The 15,511-nt window shown below is 61.3% G+C and carries 12 protein-coding genes; 10 read left to right on the top strand and 2 right to left on the bottom strand.

The window, feature by feature from the left end:
* The first annotated feature begins 178 nt into the window (after positions 1-178).
* The gene (gene rpoC, locus Mame_RS20000; protein WP_018065624.1) at positions 179-4,393 is read left to right on the top strand and encodes a DNA-directed RNA polymerase subunit beta'; all 4,215 of its coding nucleotides are present in this window, start codon (positions 179-181) and stop codon (positions 4,391-4,393) included.
* A 146-nt stretch (positions 4,394-4,539) separates the two neighbouring features.
* Complete coding sequence (locus Mame_RS19995) at positions 4,540-5,157, top strand: LysE family translocator (RefSeq protein WP_018065623.1); 618 nt, start codon at positions 4,540-4,542, stop codon at positions 5,155-5,157.
* Between the two features lie 92 nt (positions 5,158-5,249).
* Here the strand turns inward: Mame_RS19995 and Mame_RS19990 are convergent, their stop codons facing one another.
* Positions 5,250-5,606 (bottom strand): hypothetical protein, encoded by a 357-nt coding sequence (locus Mame_RS19990; protein WP_018065622.1) that lies wholly within the window; start codon positions 5,604-5,606, stop codon positions 5,250-5,252.
* A 148-nt stretch (positions 5,607-5,754) separates the two neighbouring features.
* Between Mame_RS19990 and Mame_RS19985 the strand changes: the two genes are divergently transcribed.
* Positions 5,755-7,347: an EAL domain-containing protein gene (locus Mame_RS19985; RefSeq protein WP_018065621.1), complete on the top strand. Its 1,593-nt coding sequence runs from the start codon at positions 5,755-5,757 to the stop codon at positions 7,345-7,347.
* Between the two features lie 59 nt (positions 7,348-7,406).
* On the opposite strand, the gene Mame_RS19980 is transcribed toward Mame_RS19985, so the two are convergent.
* Positions 7,407-7,715, bottom strand: coding sequence for a hypothetical protein (locus tag Mame_RS19980; protein WP_026173614.1), 309 nt, complete (start codon positions 7,713-7,715; stop codon positions 7,407-7,409).
* Positions 7,716-7,920: 205 nt separating this feature from the next.
* On the opposite strand from Mame_RS19980, the gene Mame_RS19975 reads away from it, so the two are divergent.
* The 7 genes from Mame_RS19975 to rpsJ all read left to right on the top strand — a co-directional run bounded on the left by Mame_RS19975 (position 7,921) and on the right by rpsJ (position 15,480).
* Positions 7,921-8,568, top strand: coding sequence for a glycoside hydrolase domain-containing protein (locus tag Mame_RS19975; protein ID WP_018065619.1), 648 nt, complete (start codon positions 7,921-7,923; stop codon positions 8,566-8,568).
* Between the two features lie 142 nt (positions 8,569-8,710).
* On the top strand, positions 8,711-10,303 hold the full coding sequence (locus Mame_RS19970; protein WP_018065618.1) for an ABC-F family ATP-binding cassette domain-containing protein: 1,593 nt from the start codon (positions 8,711-8,713) through the stop codon (positions 10,301-10,303).
* Positions 10,304-10,729: 426 nt separating this feature from the next.
* Positions 10,730-11,101: a 30S ribosomal protein S12 gene (gene rpsL / locus Mame_RS19965; RefSeq protein WP_018065617.1), complete on the top strand. Its 372-nt coding sequence runs from the start codon at positions 10,730-10,732 to the stop codon at positions 11,099-11,101.
* 75 nt (positions 11,102-11,176) lie between these two features.
* Positions 11,177-11,647 (top strand): 30S ribosomal protein S7, encoded by a 471-nt coding sequence (rpsG, locus tag Mame_RS19960; RefSeq protein ID WP_018065616.1) that lies wholly within the window; start codon positions 11,177-11,179, stop codon positions 11,645-11,647.
* A 27-nt stretch (positions 11,648-11,674) separates the two neighbouring features.
* Complete coding sequence (gene fusA / locus Mame_RS19955) at positions 11,675-13,774, top strand: elongation factor G (protein WP_018065615.1); 2,100 nt, start codon at positions 11,675-11,677, stop codon at positions 13,772-13,774.
* Between the two features lie 68 nt (positions 13,775-13,842).
* Positions 13,843-15,018, top strand: coding sequence for an elongation factor Tu (gene tuf / locus Mame_RS19950; RefSeq protein WP_018063709.1), 1,176 nt, complete (start codon positions 13,843-13,845; stop codon positions 15,016-15,018).
* Between the two features lie 153 nt (positions 15,019-15,171).
* Positions 15,172-15,480 carry a 30S ribosomal protein S10 gene (gene rpsJ, locus Mame_RS19945; RefSeq protein ID WP_018065614.1) on the top strand — a complete coding sequence of 103 codons (309 nt, stop codon included), beginning with the start codon at positions 15,172-15,174 and terminating at the stop codon, positions 15,478-15,480.
* The last annotated feature ends 31 nt before the right edge of the window (positions 15,481-15,511 follow it).

Here is a 15,511-nt window from a genome sequence, read left to right as displayed (position 1 = left end):
GCGCCCCCTGTGAAGGGCGGGCGCGTCGCCGGCGCTCGATGCTTAGAAAGTAAGCCTCAAGTGTCAGTTTCGCCGCATTTCGCGGCCACAACCGTTTTAAAGGCAGGTCGTCCGGTATCGGGGTTTTGACCGGATCGACTGCCAGCAAGGGCGATGCCGCCCAGTCAAGGAGACAGGCATGAACCAAGAGGTCATGAATCTTTTCAATCCGCAGGCGCCGGCGCAGGTCTTCGATTCGATCCGGATCTCGATCGCCAGCCCGGAGAAGATCCTTTCCTGGTCTTATGGCGAAATCAAGAAGCCGGAAACGATCAACTACCGCACCTTCAAGCCGGAGCGCGACGGCCTGTTCTGCTCGCGCATCTTCGGCCCGATGAAGGATTATGAGTGCCTGTGCGGCAAGTACAAGCGCATGAAATACAAGGGCATTATCTGCGAAAAGTGCGGCGTTGAAGTGACGCTGTCGCGCGTTCGCCGCGAGCGCATGGGCCATATCGAGCTCGCAGCACCCGTTGCCCATATCTGGTTCCTGAAGTCTCTGCCGAGCCGCATTTCCACGCTGCTCGACATGACGCTGAAGGATGTCGAGCGCGTTCTCTATTTCGAGAACTACATCGTCACCGAACCGGGCCTGACCGACCTGAAGGAGAACCAGCTCCTTTCGGAAGAAGAATACATGATGGCCGTCGACGAGTTCGGCGAGGACCAGTTCTCGGCCAATATCGGCGCGGAAGCGATCTACGAGATGCTTGCCAGCATGGATCTCGAAAAGATCGCTGGCGATCTGCGTGCCGAGCTTGCCGACACCACGTCGGACCTGAAGCAGAAGAAGCTGATGAAGCGTCTCAAGATCGTTGAGAACTTCCTCGATTCCGGCAACCGTCCGGAATGGATGATCATGAAGATCGTTCCGGTGATCCCGCCGGATCTGCGTCCGCTCGTGCCGCTCGATGGCGGCCGGTTCGCGACGTCGGACCTCAACGACCTCTATCGTCGCGTCATCAACCGTAACAACCGTCTGAAGCGGCTGATCGAGCTGCGCGCGCCGGGGATCATCATCCGCAACGAAAAGCGGATGCTGCAGGAGTCCGTCGACGCCCTGTTCGACAACGGCCGTCGCGGCCGCGTCATCACCGGCGCCAACAAGCGCCCGCTGAAGTCGCTCTCCGACATGCTGAAGGGCAAGCAGGGCCGGTTCCGTCAGAACCTGCTCGGCAAGCGCGTCGACTATTCCGGCCGTTCGGTCATCGTGACCGGTCCCGAGCTGAAGCTGCATCAGTGCGGCCTGCCGAAGAAGATGGCGCTCGAACTGTTCAAGCCGTTCATCTACGCCCGTCTCGACGCCAAGGGTTATTCCTCGACCGTCAAGCAGGCGAAGAAGCTGGTCGAGAAGGAGCGTCCGGAAGTCTGGGATATCCTCGACGAGGTCATCCGCGAGCATCCGGTTCTCCTGAACCGCGCGCCGACGCTGCACCGTCTCGGCATCCAGGCGTTCGAACCGATCCTGGTCGAAGGCAAGGCGATCCAGCTGCATCCGCTGGTCTGCACCGCCTTCAACGCCGACTTCGACGGCGACCAGATGGCCGTTCACATTCCGCTGTCGCTGGAAGCGCAGCTGGAAGCGCGCGTCCTGATGATGTCGACCAACAACATTCTGCATCCGGCCAATGGTCTGCCGATCATCGTGCCGTCGCAGGACATGGTTCTCGGCCTCTATTACCTGTCGATCATGAACGACAAGGAGCCGGGCGAGGGCATGGTGTTTGCCGATATGGGCGAACTGCATCACGCGCTGGAAAACAAGGTCGTCACGCTGCACGCCAAGATCAAGGGCCGGTTCAAGACCGTGGACGAGGACGGCAATGTCGTCTCCAAGATCCACGACACCACGCCGGGCCGGATGATCATCGGCGAGCTTCTGCCGAAGAACGTCAACGTGCCGTTCGACACCTGCAACCAGGAAATGACCAAGAAGAACATCTCCAAGATGATCGACACGGTCTACCGCCATTGCGGCCAGAAGGACACGGTGATCTTCTGCGACCGGATCATGCAGCTCGGCTTCAGCCACGCCTGCAAGGCCGGCATTTCGTTCGGCAAGGACGACATGGTCATTCCGGACGCCAAGCACACCATCGTTGCCGAGACCGAAGCGCTCGTGAAGGAATACGAGCAGCAGTACAATGACGGCCTGATCACCCAGGGCGAAAAGTACAACAAGGTCGTCGACGCCTGGGGCAAGGCCACCGAGAAGGTTACCGAAGAGATGATGGCCCGCATTCGCGCGGTCGAATTCGATCCGGAGACCGGTCGTCAGAAGCAGATGAACTCGATCTACATGATGAGCCATTCCGGCGCGCGTGGTTCGGTGAACCAGATGCGTCAGCTGGGCGGGATGCGCGGCCTGATGGCCAAGCCCTCGGGCGAAATCATCGAGACCCCGATCATCTCGAACTTCAAGGAAGGCCTGACCGTGAACGAGTACTTCAACTCGTCGCACGGCGCCCGTAAGGGTCTGGCCGATACCGCCTTGAAGACGGCGAACTCGGGTTACCTGACCCGTCGTCTGGTCGACGTCGCGCAGGATTGCATCGTCAACACGGCAGATTGCGGCACCGACAAGGGCCTGACCATGACCGCCATCGTCGATGCCGGTCAGGTGGTTGCGTCCATCGGCCAGCGCGTTCTCGGCCGTGCCGCCCTCGTTGACATCGAGGACCCGACCACCGGCGAACTGATCGTCGAGGCCGGCCGCCAGATCAACGAGGCGGACGTCGTGCGGATCGAAGCCTCCGGCATCCAGTCGGTGCAGATCCGTTCGGCGCTGACCTGCGAAGTCCAGACGGGCGTCTGCCAGGTCTGCTACGGTCGCGACCTTGCACGCGGAACGCCGGTCAACCTCGGCGAGGCTGTCGGCGTCATCGCCGCGCAGTCGATCGGCGAGCCGGGCACCCAGCTCACCATGCGTACCTTCCACCTTGGCGGTACGGCAACGGTGGTTGACCAGTCGTTCCTGGAATCCTCCTATGAGGGCACGGTGCGCATCAAGAACCGCAACGTTCTGCGCAATTCCGACGGCGTTCTGGTGGCGATGGGCCGCAACATGGCGATCCAGATCCTCGACCAGCGCGATCAGGAGCGGTCCTCGCAGAAGGTCGCCTACGGTTCGAAGCTGTTCGTGGACGACGGCGACAAGGTCAAGCGCGGCCAGCGTCTCGCCGAGTGGGATCCCTATACCCGCCCGATGATGACGGAAATCTCCGGTACGGTTGATTTCGAGGATCTGGTCGAAGGTCTTTCGGTTACCGAAACCACGGACGAGGCCACCGGCTTCACCAAGCGTTCGGTCATCGACTGGCGCTCGACGCCGCGCGGTTCGGATCTGAAGCCGGCAATCGTCATCAAGGGCGAAGACGGCGAAATCCTGAAGCTGCCGCGTGGCACCGAAGCCCGCCTGCCGCTTTCGGTGGACGCGATCCTCTCGGTCGAGCCCGGCCAGAAGGTCAGCCAGGGTGACGTGCTTGCACGTTCGCCGCTGGAAAGCGCCAAGACCAAGGACATTACCGGTGGTCTGCCGCGCGTGGCCGAACTGTTCGAAGCCCGCCGTCCGAAGGACCATGCCGTGATCGCCGAGATCGACGGTACGATCCGCTTCGGCCGCGACTACAAGAACAAGCGCCGCATCCAGATCGAGCCTGCGGAAGACGGTGTCGAGCCGGTGGAATATCTCATTCCCAAGTCGAAGCCGTTCCACCTGCAGGATGGCGACTACATCGAGAAGGGTGACTACATCCTCGACGGCAACCCCGCTCCGCACGACATCCTTGCGATCAAGGGCGTCGAGGCGCTGGCCTCCTACCTCGTCAACGAGATCCAGGAAGTCTATCGTCTGCAGGGCGTGGTGATCAACGATAAGCACATCGAGGTGATCGTTCGCCAGATGCTGCAGAAGATCGAGATCACGTCTTCGGGCGACAGCGGCTATATCTCCGGCGATATTGTCGAGGCGATCGCCTTCGACAATCTCAACGAGGAACTGGTCGCGCAGGGCAAGAAGCCTGCGGAAGGCGAACCGGTGCTGCTCGGCATCACCAAGGCCTCGCTGCAGACGCCGTCCTTCTTCTCGGCGGCTTCCTTCCAGGAAACCACCAAGGTGCTGACCGAAGCGGCGATCGCCGGCAAGGTCGATACCCTGCAGGGCCTGAAGGAAAACATCATCGTCGGCCGTCTGATCCCGGCCGGCACCGGTCGCGCCATGTCGCAGGTCCGTCGCATCGCGACCACCCGCGACGAGCTCATCATCGACGCCCGCCGCAAGGCCTCCGGCGCCGACGAGGCGACCCCGATGCTGTCCGCCATGAACCCGGAAAGCGAGCCGCAGCCGGGCGAATAAGCCTCTGCGTTGAAGCTGTCTGATCTGGAAGCCGCCGGTCTCGCACCGGCGGCTTTTCTGTTGTGAAGCGCTCTGTCGCCAGACAAGCTTGCGACGCGTTGCCAACGCGCGTAACCTGTTTTTCAAACGTAGCGGGGACCACGTCCATGGCCCATCTGTCCGGTATTCTCGCCATCGCGCTGGCATTCTTTGTCGTTGCCGTCTCGCCCGGTCCGGCCAATATCGCCGTCGCGACGATTGCGATGCGGTTTGGCAGAGCCGCGGGGCTTGTTTTCGGCGCCGGTCTTGCTGCGGGGCTTTCATTCTGGGGCGTTATCGCTGCGACGGGAATGGGTGCGATGCTTCAGGGATCGGTATATTTCCTGAGTGTGCTTAAAGTGCTCGGCGGGGCCTATCTGCTTTACCTTGCCTTTCAGTCGGCGCGCGCGGCGGCAAAAGCAGGCGTTGAAACTGGCGGGAAAACGGCCGTGGACGGGCGTTGGTTTCGCCGCGGACTTGTCCTCAACCTCTCGAATCCCAAGGCAGTGCTGGCGTGGATGGCGGCGCTTTCCATTGGCGCGGAGTCCGGCGGGCAGCCGATGATTATCGCCACGGGATTTTGCATGATCCTCGGGCTCGTCAATTACATGCTTTATGCCCTGGTGTTTTCGCTGCCGGGCGCGATGGCGGGATATCAGCGGTTCAGGCGCGCCATCGAAGGCGCGGTGGCCGGTCTGTTCGCCATGGCCGGTTTCGGTCTGATGCGTTCGGCCTTCAGCCGGTAGGAAACATTCTGGCTCCGGCCTGTTACCGCTATTCCTCCGCTTCCCTCGTTTACGGTGCGGCTGGACCATTTTTGGGTCCTACTGAAATATCGTTAGCCAAAACAACGGCGGACGCACAGACTGAAGTGGTTGCGGAGCGAGCGGCGATCAGGTGATTTCATGCCTTCGCTTCGCATGGAAGAATGGAGCGCTTCATGCGTTCTGATAACAAAGCCGGTACGGGTCGCCATGTTCATGACATGGATGGTCGTCGCGGCGCGTCCCGCGACGACCTCATCGTCGACGCCCGCCGAAAGACCTCCCGCGCCGACGAGGCGACCGCCAATGACCTCCGCGATAAACCCGCAAAGCGAGCCGCAGCCGGGCGAACAGGCACCAGCTTCGGCTTCCGGCCAAGCGTTTTCACGCTTTTGTGTAAGAGGATACCGACTTTCGGCGGTCTTTGACATTTACTGCTAAAATGCTAGCGATAACATTTGCTGGTTACGCGGTCTTGTCGTCGGCGGTCGATCTGGGAGCGATTGCGGGGCGATTTGCGCTTCAGAAGGGGAGAGCCAAAAGGTCCCCTGATTAGCGCGGCGGCGGAAAGGAAGCGCTATGGAGGCGGGTAGACGGAGTATCTGGATCATCTGTCTTGTCTGGGTCTTTCTGGGCGGGATATGTTCGCTGGTGATCGCCGAGTTCATCCGCAACCATAGCGCCGACGAATATGTCGACTATTATGGCTCCGATGTCTTTCAAAACGCGGTCTCCGTCGCCGAAACCAGTCTGACGGTATTGCGCACCCTCGACCGATCTGACAATGCGCCCTGTTCCGCAGAGGACCTGGAGGCGATGCGCGGCGTCGTTTTCGCCGCTCCGTATCTTACCGACGTCGGTCGTTTGAGGGACGGGTACCTGGTCTGTACCGGCATATGGGGCGAACTGGCAACGCCGGTGAAGATGCCGCCGCGTTCGCAGGTCGTGGGCGTCAACGCGGCCACGCTCTGGAAGGGCGCCAGGGGCATCGCGCCGGCTGGCCTTGCGGTCGATATGTCTTCCTTCGGCAACAGCGTCGTGATGACGGCGCCCACCGCCTTCGCGCGCTACGAAGACCCCGCCGAGCGCCTGGCCGCCCTGGTGCTGACCAGCGATGCCAGCTACAGCTATCAATCCTTCGGCGATACCGAAGGGCTCGCGCCTTTGCTCGGAAGTAATAGTGATTGGTATCGCATTGCGCAGCGAAGGGTCTATTCGCGCTGCAATGACAAGATCGATGTCTGCGTCGTCGCCACCTATGACGCGCCCGCCCTTTTGAAGACGGCGCCGCTTGATTTCCTGCTTGTCCTGGCCGGCGGTGTTTCGGCGGGCGCGTGTCTCGGGCTCTGGCACGCGCATCTCTATCGTGAAGGCCGGTCATGGCGCCAGAAGCTGGAGCGGGCGCTGAACGACGATCGGCTGACGGTGCATTATCAGCCGATCGTCAGGCTTTCCGACAATAGAATATGCGGGGCGGAGGCCCTTGCGCGGCTGGTCGATTTCGACGGGACGTTGATCCCGCCCGATCATTTCATTCCCGCGGCGGAGACCTGCGGGTTCATCGGGCAGATCACCCGCAGCGTCGTCAGGCGGGCATTCACCGACATGGCGGCGCATTTTGCCGCCGATCCGGATTTCTATGTCAGCATCAATGTTGCCTCCGAGGACATACTGAGCCTGGAGTTTCTGGATTTTCTCGAGACCGAAACCCGGTCCCACGGGCTTTCCGCCGGTCAGGTCGCGCTGGAACTGACGGAGCGTTCGACGGCGAGCCAGGACAGCCTGACCCAGGCGATGGCGGCTTTCAGCAGACGCGGCTATCGCATCCTCATCGACGATTTCGGCACCGGCTATTCGAACCTTGCCTATATCGCCCGCATGCCGATCGCGGGCATCAAGATCGACCGGATGTTCACCCAGGCGCTCGATCAGCAGGCGATCGGCGCGGTGATCGTCAGCAAGGTCTGTGAGCTTGCCGCGGTGCTCGAGGTGACCCTGATCTGCGAGGGCGTGGAAACCAAAGGCCAGGCCGACCATCTCGTTGCCATCTATCCCGACATCTGCATTCAAGGGTTCCTGATCGGCCGGCCGATGCCCGCCCGACAGTTCTCACGCGCCTTTCCGGCCAACCATCATGCATGGACGCCATCGCCGAGCGAGAGCGCCGGCTGAGCGGCATTCTGGCGTTGTCTTGCTCGCGAATATCCATTGAAAGCGTCCGAGCGCCAGTTTCAGAAGCCGCCGTCTGCGCTGCCGCCGAGCTTCACGATCGCCACTTCGCCTTCGAGCGCCGTCTGATAGGCTGACGCGTGGGGCTCTTCGTCGGGGATTTCGGAAATCATGCCGATCTGGTCAAGGTCGGCCTCCGAGTAGCCCTCGTTTGCCAGCGCGTTCAGCGTGTTGCGCACGGCGGTGTCCTCGTCCGGCGCGGCGATCAGGACATGGACCTCGGTATCGCCATTCCACTCGTGGTAGACCTTGCCGGTGATGATGAAGACCATGCGCTCGCCGTCGCTGGTGTAGCCGGGTATGGCAATCATGTCGGGCCTTTCTGTGATGTCGCTCCCGATCCGCATCAGTATTTGCCGGGAATAAGGGGCGTTTTACGGTGTGGCGCGGAGCCTGCTTCGTCGCATGATATCGCGATCCGGGCCTTGAAAGCGACCATAGATTTTCCATCTGGTTGCCGTTCGATATTTACTATACCATAGGTTGTGTAATCGAGTTTGGCGAGGATGGAGCGCTATGTACAGGATCATTGATACGCCGTGGGACACGACGGCCTATATTCCCCAACTGAAAAGCGGCGGCGTCGAGACCGTCATCCGCTATTACAATCTCGAGGATTCCTCGTCCCTGCCGCAGAAGCAGTTTCAGCCGGCCGAGGCCAGCGCCCTTGCCGCAGCCGGCCTCACGATGGCGGTCGTGTTCGAGCAGACCGGCGGCGCGGACGGAAAGATCGGCGATCTCGACCCTGCAAACGGAAGCCGCGATGCCGCGCAGGCGCTGAAACTTGCGGCCGCGATCGGCCAGCCGCATGGCTCCGCGATCTATTTCTCCGTGGACTATGACTATTATGAGAGCGCCGATCTCCAGACCGTGGAATCCTATTTCGCCGCCGTTTCCAAGGCGCTGAAGGGCGCATACCGGCTCGGGGTTTATGGCTCCGGAACCGTGGCCTCCGCCGTGGTCGGCGCAGGCCATGCGGAACTGATCTGGCTTGCGGGCTCGACCGGCTGGTCCGGCACCGAGCAGATGCTTGCGACCGATAATTGGGCGCTGTTCCAGAGCGAGATGGATATCACGGAGCCTCTCGCCCACGACGGCAATACCGCCTCGTCGGCATTTCCGAATTTCGGCCAGTTTACCCTTGGAAGCGGACCGGTTTCCTGATGCGGCGAGCGGCCATTGGCGATCTTGAAACGACCGCAGGGATGGCATAGATAGAGGCGGTAGCAAACGACAAGGATGCGCGGGACGATGATTTATCACCTCAAGACAGCACTGATTCTGGCTTCGAGGGAGAATTCCATCCATGCATGCGTCCATCACGCTTTCCGGCCTGTCCTACAGCACTGCTGACGGCCACACGCTTTTCAAAGACATTTCCGCGGTTTTCAGCGCCGGGCTGACGGGCTTCGTCGGCCGCAACGGCGTTGGCAAGACGACACTGCTCAAGCTCATCGCCGGCGCGCTGACGCCGTCCTCCGGCAGCGTTGAGGTCGTCGGTCGGATCGCCGTGCTCGATCAGGCGGTTTCTGCGGGCGAGGGCGAGACCCTGGCCACGCTCTTCGGCATCGATGCCATGCTGGCGGCGATCGAACGGGCGGAGCGCGGCGAGGCCGATGCCGAAACGCTTGCCGCGATCGACTGGACAGCGGAGGAGAGGGCGGTTGCCGCGCTTGCCCGGCTGGATCTGGCAGCGCCGCTTTCAACACCTCTGGGGCGGCTTTCCGGCGGCGAGGTCACCCGCGCCCGGCTGGCGGCGCTGGCTTTCGAAACGCCGGACTTCATCCTGCTCGACGAACCCACCAACAATCTCGATGCCCCCGGGCGGGAAGCCCTTCTCCGCTTCCTCGGGGATTTTCGCGGCGGCGCGCTGGTGGTCAGCCATGACCGCGCGCTTCTGGAGCATATGGATTCGATCGTCGAACTGACATCGCTCGGCATGACGCGCTATGGCGGCAATTTCAGCTTCTACGCGGCGGAGAAGGAGGCCGAGCGGCTGGCGCTGGAGCACGAACTCCGCGATGCCGCAAAGGATGTGCGCAAGGCGGCACGCACCGTGCGCGAACGCTCCGAGCGCAAGGCGCGGCGCGATGCCAAGGGACGCCGGCTGCGCGACCGTCGCGACCAGCCGAAAATGGTGCTCGACGGGATGAAGGCGCAGGCGGAACGGACCGGCGCGCGCGACAAGGCGCTGTCCGAACGCCAGCAGCAGGAGGCGGCGGCGGAACTGGCGAACGCCCGGGCCAGGGTCGAGGTGGTCGCGCCGTTCACGGTGATGCTTGCGCGTTCGGGGCTTGCCTCGGGCAGGCGGGTCGCCACGGCGGACCGTCTTACCGGCAGCTACCGTCCGGAGCAACCCCTGTTTCGCGATCTTTCCTTCGAGATGACGGGTCCCGAACGGGTGGCGATTGTCGGTCGCAACGGGGCAGGCAAGTCGACGCTGATCCGCGTCCTGACCGGCAGGCTCGCTCCGCTTGGCGGCAGCGCCGCAATCCATGTGACCCATGCGCTGTTCGACCAGACGGTGTCGCTGCTTGATCCGGACCAGACCGTGCGCGACAATTTCCGCCGTCTCAATCCCGATGACGACGAGAATGCCTGCCGGGCCGCGTTGGCGCGATTTCGGTTCCGTGCCGATGCCGCCTTGCGGATGGTATCGACGCTGAGCGGCGGCGAGCGATTGCGGGCGGGGCTCGCCGTCGCGATCGGCGGCACCCGGCCGATGGAACTGCTGATTCTCGACGAGCCGATCAACCATCTCGACCTCGAGAGCCTCGCCACGCTGGAGGCGGGACTCAACGCCTATGACGGGGCGATCCTAGTGGTCAGCCACGACGCGACGTTCCTTGAGAGAATCGGCGTCACGCGCATGATCGACCTCGACGGGCGGGCGTCATGAGCGGCGAGTCATTTTATTGCGTCGGGCGGTCCGCTTGTTGCCAAAACTTGCCGCCTCAGTGAGAATGGCCCGCAAACCGCCGACCCTTAAGGGTTTTGGTAAAGAAATTCCGGGCTTCAGGCTTGACGGTGGCCGGGGAACCGAGTATGTCCGCGCCAACGGAACCCATGTGAGGTCTGGCCGTTCGGGAAGCCAAATGTCCCGGAGTTCACCTCAGACTAGGTTCTATACAGCACGTTGAAGATCAAATGCTGCACGCATGACGCGGCAAAGCGCCTGTGTCCTCTGCTTTTAGGTCCATCCGCCGGAAAGGCGGCTTGGGCCGTGCTTGTGCGCATATAGCGCTTGATGTGCTTCTTTATCGCCGGAAACGGCATGGAATATGCCCCAGAAGGGCGATGAGACACGAAATCAAGGGATGGTTGAATGCCTACCGTAAACCAATTGATCCGCAAGCCGCGTCAGCCCCAGGTGAAGCGGAATAAGGTTCCGGCTCTGGAGCAGAACCCGCAGAAGCGCGGCGTTTGCACCCGCGTCTACACCACGACGCCGAAGAAGCCGAACTCGGCGCTTCGTAAGGTTGCCAAGATCCGCCTGACCAACGGCTTTGAAGTCATTGGCTATATCCCGGGCGAAGGCCACAACCTGCAGGAACACTCCGTCGTTATGATCCGCGGCGGCCGCGTGAAGGACTTGCCGGGCGTGCGTTACCACATCATCCGTGGCGTGCTCGATACCCAGGGCGTCAAGAATCGTAAGCAGCGTCGTTCGAAGTACGGTGCGAAGCGTCCGAAGTAATTCGGTTTTCATTTCTCTGGCGCTGCGCGAGGTTCTCCGCGTTTTAAGCGCCGCAACTGTTGAGAGACAAAGAACATGTCACGACGCCACAGTGCAGAAAAGCGTGAGATCAACCCGGATCCCAAGTTCGGCGATCTGGTGATCACCAAGTTCATGAATGCCGTCATGCTGCACGGCAAGAAGTCGGTCGCCGAATCGATCGTCTACGGCGCGCTCGACGCTGTCGAAGGCAAGCTGAAGCAGAACCCGGTTGAGGTTTTCCATCAGGCCCTCGACAACGTTGCTCCGCACGTTGAGGTTCGCTCCCGTCGTGTTGGCGGTGCTACCTACCAGGTTCCCGTCGACGTCCGTCCCGAGCGCCGCCAGGCGCTTGCCATCCGCTGGTTGATTGCTGCCGCGCGCAAGCGCAACGAAACCACCATGATCGAGCGCCTGTCCGGCGAGCTCATGGATGCTTCGAGCAATCGCGGCTCCGCCGTCAAGAAGCGTGAAGACACGCACAAGATGGCCGATGCCAACCGCGCATTCTCGCATTACCGCTGGTAATTAGAACACCGAGGAAGGCCTGATATCATGGCTCGCGACTACAAAATCGAAGACTACCGCAATTTCGGGATCATGGCGCATATCGACGCTGGCAAGACCACGACGACCGAGCGCATCCTGTTTTATACCGGCAAGTCTCATAAGATCGGTGAAGTCCACGACGGTGCTGCTACCATGGACTGGATGGAGCAGGAGCAGGAGCGCGGCATCACGATCACGTCCGCTGCGACGACCACCTTCTGGGAAGGTCGCGACGGCAAGAAGCGCCGCTTCAACATCATCGACACCCCCGGCCACGTTGACTTCACCATCGAAGTCGAGCGTTCGCTGCGCGTGCTTGACGGTGCTGTCGCCCTTCTCGACGCCAATGCCGGTGTTGAGCCGCAGACGGAAACCGTCTGGCGTCAGGCTGACAAGTACAACGTTCCGCGGATGATCTTCTGCAACAAGATGGACAAGATCGGCGCCGACTTCTATCGCTCGGTCTCCATGGTGAAGTCCCGTCTCGGCGCGACCCCGGTTGTCATCCAGCTGCCGATCGGCGCTGAAAACGACTTCGCCGGCGTGATCGACCTGATCGAGATGAAGGCTCTGGTCTGGGATGGCGAGCATCTTGGTGCTCAGTGGGACGTCACCGACATCCCGGCTGACATGAAGGACAAGGCCGAAGAGTACCGCGAGCTGATGATCGAGACGATCGTCGATATCGACGAGGAAGCCATGGAGGCTTACCTCGAAGGCAATATGCCCGATAACGACAAGATCCGCGAACTCATCCGCAAGGGTACGATCAACGTCGAGTTCTTCCCGATGCTGTGCGGCTCGGCGTTCAAGAACAAGGGCGTTCAGCCGCTGCTCGACGCTGTTGTCGACTTCCTGCCGTCGCCGGTCGAAATTCCCGCGATCAAGGGTATCGACGTCAAGACCGAGGCCGAAATCTCGCGTAAGGCCGATGACAACGAGCCGCTGTCGATGCTGGCGTTCAAGATCATGAACGACCCCTTCGTCGGTTCGCTGACCTTCTGCCGTGTCTATTCCGGCACGATCGAAAAGGGATCGGGCGTTATGAACACGGTCAAGGAAAAGCGCGAGCGCGTCGGCCGCATGCTGCAGATGCACTCGAACTCCCGTTCGGACATTGACGTGGCTTATGCCGGCGATATCGTCGCGCTTGCCGGCCTCAAGGAGACCACCACCGGTGACACGCTCTGCGATCCGCTGAAGCCTGTTATCCTGGAGCGGATGGAGTTCCCCGAGCCGGTTATCCGGATCGCGATCGAGCCGAAGACCAAGGCCGATCAGGAAAAGATGGGTCTCGCCCTCAACCGTCTGGCCGCCGAGGATCCGTCCTTCCGGGTTGCCACTGACGAAGAGTCCGGTCAGACCATCATCGCCGGCATGGGCGAGCTTCACCTCGACATCCTCGTCGACCGCATGAAGCGCGAGTTCAAGGTCGAGGCCAATGTCGGCGCGCCGCAGGTGGCCTACCGCGAAACGATCACGCAGGCTCACGAGGAAGACTACACCCACAAGAAGCAGTCGGGTGGTTCGGGTCAGTTCGCGCGCGTCAAGATTATTTTCGAACCCAATCCGGATGGCGAGGATTTCGTATTCGAATCCAAGATCGTCGGCGGTTCCGTTCCGAAGGAATATATTCCTGGCGTTCAGAAGGGTATCGAAAGCGTTCTGTCCTCCGGTCCGCTGGCAGGCTTCCCGATGCTCGGCATCAAGGCCACGCTGGTTGACGGTGCCTACCATGATGTCGACTCGTCGGTTCTCGCCTTCGAAATCGCATCGCGCGCCTGCTTCCGCGAAGCAGCCCGCAAGGCTGGCGCCCAGCTTCTCGAGCCGATCATGAAGGTCGAGGTCGTGACGCCTGAAGATTACGTCGGCGATGTCATCGGCGACCTGAACTCCCGTCGCGGTCAGATCCAGGGTCAGGAACCGCGCGGCAACGCGACGGTGATCGAAGCCCAGGTTCCGCTCGCCAACATGTTCAAATATGTCGACACGCTGCGCTCGATGTCGCAGGGCCGCGCCCAGTATTCGATGGTCTTCGACCACAATGCGCCGGTGCCTTCGAATGTGGCACAGGAAATTCAGGCGAAATACTCCGGTCAGAAGTGACCGGAGCACGGCCTCAAAGATAATGAGATTGACCCCTTCGCGGGTTCGACAGGAATAGGAGCCTTAAAATGGCAAAAGCAAAGTTTGAGCGGAGCAAGCCGCACGTAAACATCGGCACGATCGGCCACGTTGACCATGGCAAGACGTCGCTGACGGCAGCGATCACGAAGTATTTCGGCGATTTCCGCGCGTATGACCAGATCGACGCGGCTCCGGAAGAAAAGGCCCGCGGCATCACCATCTCGACCGCGCACGTCGAGTATGAGACCGACAAGCGTCACTACGCCCACGTCGACTGCCCCGGCCACGCCGACTATGTGAAGAACATGATCACCGGCGCTGCCCAGATGGACGGCGCGATCCTGGTTGTGTCCGCCGCCGACGGCCCGATGCCGCAGACCCGCGAGCACATCCTGCTTGCCCGTCAGGTTGGCGTTCCGGCGATCGTCGTGTTCCTGAACAAGGTCGACCAGGTCGATGACGAAGAGCTGCTCGAGCTCGTCGAAATGGAAGTCCGCGAGCTGCTCGACTCTTACGAGTTCCCCGGCGACGAAATCCCGATCATCAAGGGTTCGGCTCTGGCCGCTCTCGAAGATTCGGACAAGAAGATCGGCGAAGACGCCGTTCGCGAACTGATGGCCGCCGTCGACGACTACATCCCGACGCCCGAGCGTCCGATCGACCAGCCCTTCCTGATGCCGATCGAAGACGTGTTCTCGATCTCGGGTCGCGGTACGGTCGTGACCGGTCGCGTCGAGCGCGGCATCGTTAAGGTTGGCGAGGAAGTCGAGATCGTCGGTATCAAGGACACGCAGAAGACGACGGTTACCGGCGTTGAGATGTTCCGCAAGCTGCTCGACCAGGGCCAGGCCGGCGACAACATCGGCGCGCTTATCCGCGGCGTCCAGCGCGATCAGGTCGAGCGCGGCCAGATCCTCTGCAAGCCCGGTTCGGTCACCCCGCACACCGTGTTCAAGGCAGAAGCCTACATCCTGACGAAGGACGAAGGCGGCCGTCATACGCCGTTCTTCACCAACTATCGTCCGCAGTTCTACTTCCGCACCACGGACGTGACCGGTGTCGTCACGCTGCCGGAAGGCACGGAAATGGTTATGCCGGGCGACAACGTCACGGTTGACGTCGAGCTGATCGTTCCGATCGCGATGGAAGAAAAGCTGCGCTTCGCGATCCGCGAAGGCGGCCGTACCGTCGGCGCCGGCATCGTCGCCTCGATCATCAAGTAAGCGGCTGGCCCTGAGGGCTTGACGCAAATATGCCAGGGGCGGGTCAGCCGCCCCTGCAGATGTTTGAAAAGCCGGCAAGCCCGGGCTGCAAGTTAGCAACGCGCCTGATCGAAGAGAGATGGCGGAGATAAGAACAAGACAAGGACGAGTCGCATGAACGGCCAGAATATCCGCATCCGCCTGAAGGCGTTTGATCACCGGATCCTTGATGCCTCCACGCGTGAGATCGTTTCGACGGCCAAGCGCACGGGCGCCAATGTTCGCGGTCCGGTTCCGCTTCCGACGCGGATCGAGAAGTTCACGGTCAACCGTGGCCCGCATATCGACAAGAAGAGCCGCGAGCAGTTTGAAATGCGCACCCACAAGCGCCTGCTCGACATTGTCGACCCGACCCCGCAGACCGTTGACGCGCTGATGAAGCTCGATCTGGCTGCCGGCGTGGACGTTGAAATCAAGCTCTGATTTCCAGGGCGAGGGATAATTAAACGGGACC

This window comes from Martelella mediterranea DSM 17316, assembly GCF_002043005.1.
In the GTDB taxonomy this organism is placed as follows: domain Bacteria; phylum Pseudomonadota; class Alphaproteobacteria; order Rhizobiales; family Rhizobiaceae; genus Martelella; species Martelella mediterranea.
The sequence above is the reverse complement of the archived record's forward strand: the minus strand, read 5'-3'. Positions and strand labels throughout refer to the sequence as shown.

Excerpts from the sequence above, each read along its gene's own strand:
- fusA (WP_018065615.1), top strand. The coding sequence starts at position 11,675 with ATGGCTCGCGACTACAAAATCGAAGACTACCGCAATTTCGGGATCATG.
- Mame_RS19975 (WP_018065619.1), top strand. The coding sequence starts at position 7,921 with ATGTACAGGATCATTGATACGCCGTGGGACACGACGGCCTATATTCCC.
- rpsL (WP_018065617.1), top strand. The coding sequence starts at position 10,730 with ATGCCTACCGTAAACCAATTGATCCGCAAGCCGCGTCAGCCCCAGGTG.
- rpsJ (WP_018065614.1), top strand. The coding sequence starts at position 15,172 with ATGAACGGCCAGAATATCCGCATCCGCCTGAAGGCGTTTGATCACCGG.
- Mame_RS19990 (WP_018065622.1), bottom strand. The coding sequence starts at position 5,606 with ATGTCAAAGACCGCCGAAAGTCGGTATCCTCTTACACAAAAGCGTGAA.
- rpoC (WP_018065624.1), top strand. The coding sequence starts at position 179 with ATGAACCAAGAGGTCATGAATCTTTTCAATCCGCAGGCGCCGGCGCAG.
- tuf (WP_018063709.1), top strand. The coding sequence starts at position 13,843 with ATGGCAAAAGCAAAGTTTGAGCGGAGCAAGCCGCACGTAAACATCGGC.
- Mame_RS19980 (WP_026173614.1), bottom strand. The coding sequence starts at position 7,715 with ATGATTGCCATACCCGGCTACACCAGCGACGGCGAGCGCATGGTCTTC.
- Mame_RS19970 (WP_018065618.1), top strand. The coding sequence starts at position 8,711 with ATGCATGCGTCCATCACGCTTTCCGGCCTGTCCTACAGCACTGCTGAC.
- rpsG (WP_018065616.1), top strand. The coding sequence starts at position 11,177 with ATGTCACGACGCCACAGTGCAGAAAAGCGTGAGATCAACCCGGATCCC.
- Mame_RS19985 (WP_018065621.1), top strand. The coding sequence starts at position 5,755 with ATGGAGGCGGGTAGACGGAGTATCTGGATCATCTGTCTTGTCTGGGTC.
- Mame_RS19995 (WP_018065623.1), top strand. The coding sequence starts at position 4,540 with ATGGCCCATCTGTCCGGTATTCTCGCCATCGCGCTGGCATTCTTTGTC.